The sequence below is a fragment of the Paucilactobacillus wasatchensis genome (assembly GCF_000876205.1).
GTDB classification, from domain to species: Bacteria; Bacillota; Bacilli; order Lactobacillales; family Lactobacillaceae; genus Paucilactobacillus; species Paucilactobacillus wasatchensis.
Genome location: NZ_AWTT01000062.1, coordinates 1 through 6,677, shown reverse-complemented (window position 1 = coordinate 6,677; position 6,677 = coordinate 1). Strand labels below are relative to the sequence as shown.

9 protein-coding genes are annotated in these 6,677 nt (G+C 39.6%); 6 read left to right on the top strand and 3 right to left on the bottom strand.

What is annotated here, in order from left to right; translation table 11 throughout:
- Window positions 1–172 precede the first annotated feature (172 nt).
- Both WDC_RS08670 and WDC_RS08665 read right to left on the bottom strand, forming a co-directional pair.
- The gene (locus tag WDC_RS08670; RefSeq protein WP_044011467.1) at window positions 173–634 is read right to left on the bottom strand and encodes an Lrp/AsnC family transcriptional regulator; all 462 of its coding nucleotides are present in this window, start codon (window positions 632–634) and stop codon (window positions 173–175) included.
- A 96-nt stretch (window positions 635–730) separates the two neighbouring features.
- Window positions 731–1,480: a gamma-glutamyl-gamma-aminobutyrate hydrolase family protein gene (locus tag WDC_RS08665; RefSeq protein WP_044011466.1), complete on the bottom strand. Its 750-nt coding sequence runs from the start codon at window positions 1,478–1,480 to the stop codon at window positions 731–733.
- A gap of 173 nt (window positions 1,481–1,653) precedes the next feature.
- On the opposite strand from WDC_RS08665, the gene WDC_RS08660 reads away from it, so the two are divergent.
- A complete protein-coding gene (locus WDC_RS08660; protein WP_044011465.1) occupies window positions 1,654–1,890 on the top strand; it encodes a hypothetical protein in 237 nt (78 codons plus the stop codon).
- A 124-nt stretch (window positions 1,891–2,014) separates the two neighbouring features.
- A complete protein-coding gene (locus tag WDC_RS08655) occupies window positions 2,015–2,506 on the top strand; it encodes a MarR family winged helix-turn-helix transcriptional regulator (RefSeq protein WP_044011464.1) in 492 nt (163 codons plus the stop codon).
- Between the two features lie 93 nt (window positions 2,507–2,599).
- Here WDC_RS08655 and WDC_RS08650 read toward each other — a convergent pair whose 3' ends face one another.
- Window positions 2,600–3,124: a GNAT family N-acetyltransferase gene (locus WDC_RS08650; RefSeq protein WP_044011463.1), complete on the bottom strand. Its 525-nt coding sequence runs from the start codon at window positions 3,122–3,124 to the stop codon at window positions 2,600–2,602.
- 165 nt (window positions 3,125–3,289) lie between these two features.
- Between WDC_RS08650 and WDC_RS08645 the strand changes: the two genes are divergently transcribed.
- From WDC_RS08645 to WDC_RS08630, 4 genes are all read left to right on the top strand, one after another.
- A complete protein-coding gene (locus WDC_RS08645; protein ID WP_044011462.1) occupies window positions 3,290–3,937 on the top strand; it encodes an SDR family oxidoreductase in 648 nt (215 codons plus the stop codon).
- A gap of 72 nt (window positions 3,938–4,009) precedes the next feature.
- Entirely contained in the window at window positions 4,010–4,501 is a 492-nt protein-coding gene (locus WDC_RS08640) for a universal stress protein (protein ID WP_044011461.1), read from the top strand.
- A 119-nt stretch (window positions 4,502–4,620) separates the two neighbouring features.
- Window positions 4,621–5,214, top strand: a complete 594-nt coding sequence (locus WDC_RS08635; RefSeq protein WP_318238870.1) for a GNAT family N-acetyltransferase — start codon at window positions 4,621–4,623, stop codon at window positions 5,212–5,214.
- A gap of 178 nt (window positions 5,215–5,392) precedes the next feature.
- The gene (locus WDC_RS08630) at window positions 5,393–6,568 is read left to right on the top strand and encodes an MFS transporter (protein WP_044011459.1); all 1,176 of its coding nucleotides are present in this window, start codon (window positions 5,393–5,395) and stop codon (window positions 6,566–6,568) included.
- The last annotated feature ends 109 nt before the right edge of the window (window positions 6,569–6,677 follow it).

The window sequence follows — 6,677 nt, the reverse complement described above, 5'->3', positions numbered from 1 at the left end:
TTCGTCGTCGGGGTTTTTTGGGCTTACACAATAGGAGTCAGTGGCTGCTCACGCGTTTCCACAATTAAAATAGGGAGCGATAAAGTCAGAATTACTTGTCCTGGGGTTTTTGGGCTTACACAATAACAGAAAAGTTCTACCTACTTAAGAGAAACTGTTCAGCACCAATTTACTATTTTTCAGGATCTGCAATCTGTTCATCGTCAAAATCTAGTCCTCGTCGTTCTACACTGGTTGTAAAGACGATTTGTGTACTGGTTTTGCCGTAACGTTGCAATCCATTCACAAAATTATCAAGCGCGGAGGTTGTGTTGAAAACAACTTCCAGCAATTCAGAATAGTCGCCGGTGACACAGTTACATTCCAAGACGTTCGGAATGGAACGCACATACGGATAAAATTCTTTTTTCTGGGTTGGTTCCAATTGAAGCCGAATAAATGCCTTCACGTGGTAAGCTAATTTTTCATAATTAACCGTCATCTGATAATTTGCGATGATTCCTTGCTTTTCCAGGCGGCTAATTCTTGCGGCAATTGCAGGTGAGGAAATAAAACACTGTTCTGACAATGTTTTCAGTGAAATACGAGCGTTTTTTTGTAGTGCGTTTAAAATTTTGCGATCAATTTGGTCCATCAAGCCACTTCCTTTTGATTTGATTCATTCTACCACGGTAATTAAAAAAAAGCTCCTATCCAGAGTATCGGTTACTCAGGCAGGAGGTAAATCGGACTAAGCTGTTCTAATATTGGCTTTGCTGCTGGCTTCGCTACTTCGTTCAATGAAGTTAGTAAAGAGCGCTTGTGATTCCTGATTGTGTTTGAACATATTTTCCGGATGCCATTGAACACCTAAAATTTGGGTGTTCATTTTTGATTCAACCGCTTCAACGACGCCGTCATCTGACTTAGCCACTGTTTGTAAAGTCGGAGCTAATTGACGGAGTGCCTGGTGATGGCGGGAGTTAACGTAGCTGCGTTCACCAATTAGCGATGATAACATACTGCCAGCTTGTACATTGACATGATGGGTGGGTAAATTACCAGGTGCTTGCTGATTGTGTTTTAACTTTGCCTGTGGGTCTTCTGATAAATCCTGGTATAAAGTACCACCGAGAGCCACATTAATCACTTGCATGCCCCGACAGATACCCATAACGGCTTTGCCTGCTTTAATAGAAGCCTGTAATAAGGCGATTTCAAATAAATCTCGTTTCCGATAAGTTTCACCGAGGTCATTATGCGGTTCTTCATTAAAAAAGGTAGGGTCAACGTCGAAACCACCTAACATCAAGACCCCATCGAATAAATCAATATAATTGGCCGCATCAGCCGGGTCAATTGAAGGTAAAATAATGGGGATGCCACCAGACTTAGTAATCGCTTGGATCGCTGGGTCTGGTGCGAACTCAGCATTTCGTTCATTAATGATGTTAGTTGCCTCGGTAAATGTATCCGCTGGTAACGCAATTCTTGGTTTCATTTATGTAATCCTCCCGTAATTAGACTGACAGCAATATGTAAAGGTAAAATTTTGAATTGCAGAAATTGTATGCTAAAACGTAATTCTTGTCAATTATAATGATGAGATATTTTTTACTTTTCAATCAAATAGCACTACAGTAAGGAAGTAAATAAATTTAGGAGATGCACATAATGACGACACGTCAGTTAGTACAACAGATTTTAAATGTGATTGATGTTGATTACCAAATCACAGAGGGAAATAATGAATTAGATATTGAGATTGAGTTGGAAAAGGTCGATCAACGTCCAGGCAAAGAAGTTAAAGCGGAGATTGAAAAGGAATTTGCTAAGTCTGATTTGGATTATCAGGTTGGCAGCGCTGAATTGACAGCTACTGGTAAGCTAAAATTGACAGTGCAACAATAATTATGAAATATGAGTAACTAGTATTTTTTAATTATTATAGATATTTTTTATCTAAAATGTTTACTTTTTGCGTGCAAACCGTTAAAGTTAAAGGTGTTAAATTTTGATGGAGGAGTACAAAAAAATGGACAAAGATAAAGAGCTATTTGATGGGTTTATTCAGTCATATTTATTTTCATTGAAGTACTTGCAGGATTTTATTTCTGCACCGGCCGCGGAATATGGGATTTCGTTTGACCAATTTTTAATTATGCGAGAAGTCAGTGACGCCAAAAATGAAATTACCTTGATGGATGTTGCTGAGCTACACCGGGTTTCGCGATCTGCTATTTCACGCCAAATTAGTGGCTTACTTAATAACGACTATGTTTATCAACGGATCGATCCAAATGACCGGCGACGTAAAATTTTGAAATTAACGCCAGAGGGCAAAAAAGTGGAAGCAGCATTGTTAGAAATTGGTCTTAAGCGTGCGCGCCAATGGAAGAAAATATTTGGTGCCAAGCGATTGGATCAAGTATTGGGCTTCATTAAGGAATTTACGCAAGAAGTAGTCACAAAGGAACCAAGCTATTTTGCTGCGCGGGGAGAAACAATAAAAAAATCAGGAAAATAGTATTTTAACGATGGCGCCTACGGGTGTGATCGTTTTTTTGTAATAAAAAAGGCTACTCAAATTGGGAGTAGTCTCAAAGCAAAATTGGTTAGTTTATTCAAGTAATAATTGATATGCGAGTCGTTTGGAACCATCCGCTTGCATGAAAACAATGCCGCGATAGTCAAAACCGTTAGTTTTAATGACATGTTGCATGCCAAGATTGTCCGGATGAGTGTCAATTCGAACATCGCGATAGCCCAGCGCTCTGGAAATAGTAAGGAGCCCAGAAATTAACTTTTCGGACAGATGTTTACCGCGAAATGAGCTGGATAAAGCGATCCGATGAATCGCCGTGTAACGTGCTTCGATGCCGTTTTGCCAGGTGCCGTCCTCGATTGCTAAATAGTTGACGTCAATCCCCTGCCATAATGCGGCGGTGCCTGCGATTTGGCCGTCAATGATGAGTACGTAACTGATGCCGTTATTAATATCGGCGAGTAAGTTTTGTGCAGCAGGGTAACCATTTTGCCATTGGTCAATTTTTTGCTGTTTTAGATAATCTTTAGCATCGGCGATAATTGCACTGATTTGTGGCAAATCAGCTTTAGTTGTTTTTCGTAAATATGTTGTTGACATAAAAACACTTCCCTTTTCTGGTAACAATGTCGAAAATTATACCGTATTTTACTAAATGAGACAATCTGATTTGCATAATTGATTTAATCTGTCGATCTAAAGAGGGATCAATGGAATTTTGTAATAAACTTCACTATAATTAAGACTACATTAGGAGGCATAATGATGAAAATTTTAGTAATCGGTGCCCACGGTCAAGTGGGACAAAAATTAATTCAGATTTTATCTGCTCAAGATGATCAGGTTTTAGCAGGAGTACGAGATCCAGCTCAATTAGCAGAGCTTCACGATGAAAATATTATACCAACCAAGTTTGATTTAGAGGATTTACCAGCCACTTTGGCACAAAAGATGATTGGAATTGATGCAATTGTGTTTGCGGCTGGTTCTGGTGGTAAGACTGGTGCTGACAAGACAATGTTGGTTGATTTAGATGGTGCGGTTAAAAGCATGCAGGCTGCCCAAATTGCCGGAGTTCAGCGATTTGTGATTGTTAGTGCACTCTACACTGATGACCGCGAAAAATGGGTTGGTGGTATGCGGCCATACTATGCCGCTAAATATTATGCTGATCAATGGTTAATGAACCAAACTGACTTGAACTACACGATTATTCGTCCAGGACAATTGACAGATGAACCAGCAACAAACCAGGTCCAAATTGATGTTGAACAAGATGTAGCAGGTAGTGTGACGAGAGAAGATGTTGCACAAGTGGTGGCCGCTTCCTTGCATAACACGAAAACAACCAGGCGAGTATTTAATCTCATTAATGGTGAAAAATCGATTAATGATGCAATAAATGATTTATAGAGTATACTGCTTCACTATATTTAATGGTACAATATAGACAAGAATTGCATGTTGTGAAGGGATGGTTGTCATATGGATAAAGTCTATGAAAACATTTTAGTACCGGTTGATGGTTCACAAGAAGCAAAATTAGCATTGGAAAAGGCAGTTGCCGTTGCTAAACGGAATAATGCCCATATTGATTTATTAAATGTATTGGATACAAGGTCAGTAACATATAATTATGCGGGGATGTCAGATGGTAGTATTACTTACCAGCTGGTCAACGAATCAAAGGAATATTTGAACCGTTTAGTTGAGCATCTGCGCTCAACTGATGGATTTACGAATGCAGATATTCATATTCGTCTGGGAAATCCTAAGACGGTGATTGCATATGATTTTCCGCATGATCACAAGGTTGATTTAATCATGATGGGTGCTAGTGGTTTATCCGCTATGCAACGTGCCGTCATGGGTTCCGTGACGTCGTTTGTTAATCGTAATGCGATCGTGGATGTGTTAGTAATTCGGACCACGGTGCAAAACGAGCAGATTGAAAATAATAATAAGAAAAAGAAGTAAATTCTACCAAGCAGCGATTTTTTGAAGGTCGCTGTTTTTGTGTCTTAAGAAGTGATAATGGTAGATCTTTGCCTTTTTAAGCCATTTCGGGTATGATATTAATATCTTGAAATGGAGGGATATTTATTTTAACGATCCGTAAAGCTGAACCAGAGGATGCTGGCCAGATAGTGCCATTGATGTCTTTGATTTATGATGAAATGGAACTAACTGAGTTTGAATCGGTACCAGACGAGGATCCTCAACAGATGATCAGGAACGCCTACGAACGCCGGGCGCTCCTGGGTTACATTGCTACCACCTTAGTCGCCGATGTGGACGGTGAGGTTGTTGGCATGGCGTTTGCTTATCAAGACAGCAATGAAACAGCAGTTAATCGAGTTTACGAACAGGCTGCTGAAAAAATACCATCAATTAGAGATGTTGATTTTTTTGCTGATCCGGAAGCATTTGATGATGAATTTTATTTAGATTCATTAGCGGTAGATGATGACTATCGTGGTATGGGAATTGCCACTAAGCTAATTCAGGCAGTTGCTGAACATGCCGTTGATTTAGGGTATGAGACACTAGGACTAAATGTTGACACCTTAAATCCACTGGCGGAAAAACTCTACCGGCGACTAGGATTTGAAGGAACTGGACAGATTATGATTGGCGATCATGAGTATCGTCATTTGCAGGTTTCAACGGCACAAAAAGTGTTAGTGTAACTAGTCGCAGTATAAATTAAATAAAAATGATTAAGCCCGGAATTTGTTTTTCGGGCTTTTAGTATGGTATTGAATGTTTAGTTCTGATATTCTAGGATCTGCTAGATTATTGTTTATATAAATGACATTAAATCATTGATAGAAAAGAGGTGTGCTGAATGAATTCAGCTCTAAAAAAATGAAGTGGATGCTGCCCGTTATTTTATCAATTGGGTTTATTATGCGCGCACCAATAACCACATTGCCATTAATGTTAAAGGAATTAGCAACCAATCTGCACGTTGCACAAAGTCAGTTAGGGATCCTAACCACTCTACCACTGGTTATGTTTTTATTATTCTCAAATTTTGCTTCCGTGGTATTAAATCGATTCGGGTTTAAAAAAGCGATGATGCTAGCACTGGGAATGTTGACAGCTGGTTCTTTTTTACGATTAATTATTACGATGCCAACAATGTTAGTGGGTACGTGCCTAATCGGGATTGGCATTGCACACTTAAACGTTTTTATGCCATCGCTAGTGGCAGCCTATTTTCCAACTAGGATTGGATTATATACCACCTTTTATTCGTTTGCGATGATCTTTGGTAATGCAATTTTTAATTTGATTACAGCACCGGTCGCACGAGCCTTTGGCTGGAAGTCAATGATGTGGTTACTGGTGCTCACGACTGTGTTGGCGTTGATTGGCTGGTTATTAGTGATGACATGGTTGCCGGAAAAAATTCAGCATAGGCAAAAAAATCAAACCGACCACGCTAAAAGTAATCTGCATGTCTGGAATAATAAACATGCTTGGCCATTTCTATTAACATTTGGGGCCCAGGCAACAATGAATTACACTTTTAGTGCTTGGATGCCAGCATTAATGGCTTTTCATCATGTTTCTGCTGACATAATCGGTGTGATTACAGCATCGTTTGCATTGATTGGTTTGCCAATTGCTATTTTTTTACCACAGTTGCTAGTTGTACTTAACAAAAAAGGCAAAAATATTTTGATTGGCTCTGCCAGTATTTCAGGAGTGATCGCTGCAGCAATGCTGTTTGTACAAAATACATCAGCGGTGGCTTTTTGGATGACGGAAAGTCTGTTGGGCGGCTTTGCCATTAGTGTCTTCTTTATTTTTACAATGACAATGTTTGCGGTTAAAACTGATGATCCCTATGCGACGGCCAAATTATCTGGCATGGCACAGGCGGGTGGGTATCTGATGTCGGCTTTTGGCCCTTCATTATATGGACTTGCATTTGCAGCTAATCCAACCGGGAATCTCCAGAATAGTGTTTATCTGGCGTTGGTTTTGGTTGCGTTTATTTCTAGCTTGATGATTGTGCGGATTGAGAAGGTTTGAGACTTGAGTTTTTTTATTGGTGAAACGTGGTTTGAGCCGCAGACAGCTATGGTATAAGACAAAAAAGTAGGTATCCCAAAGCCGGGATGCCTACTTTTTTGTCTTATAC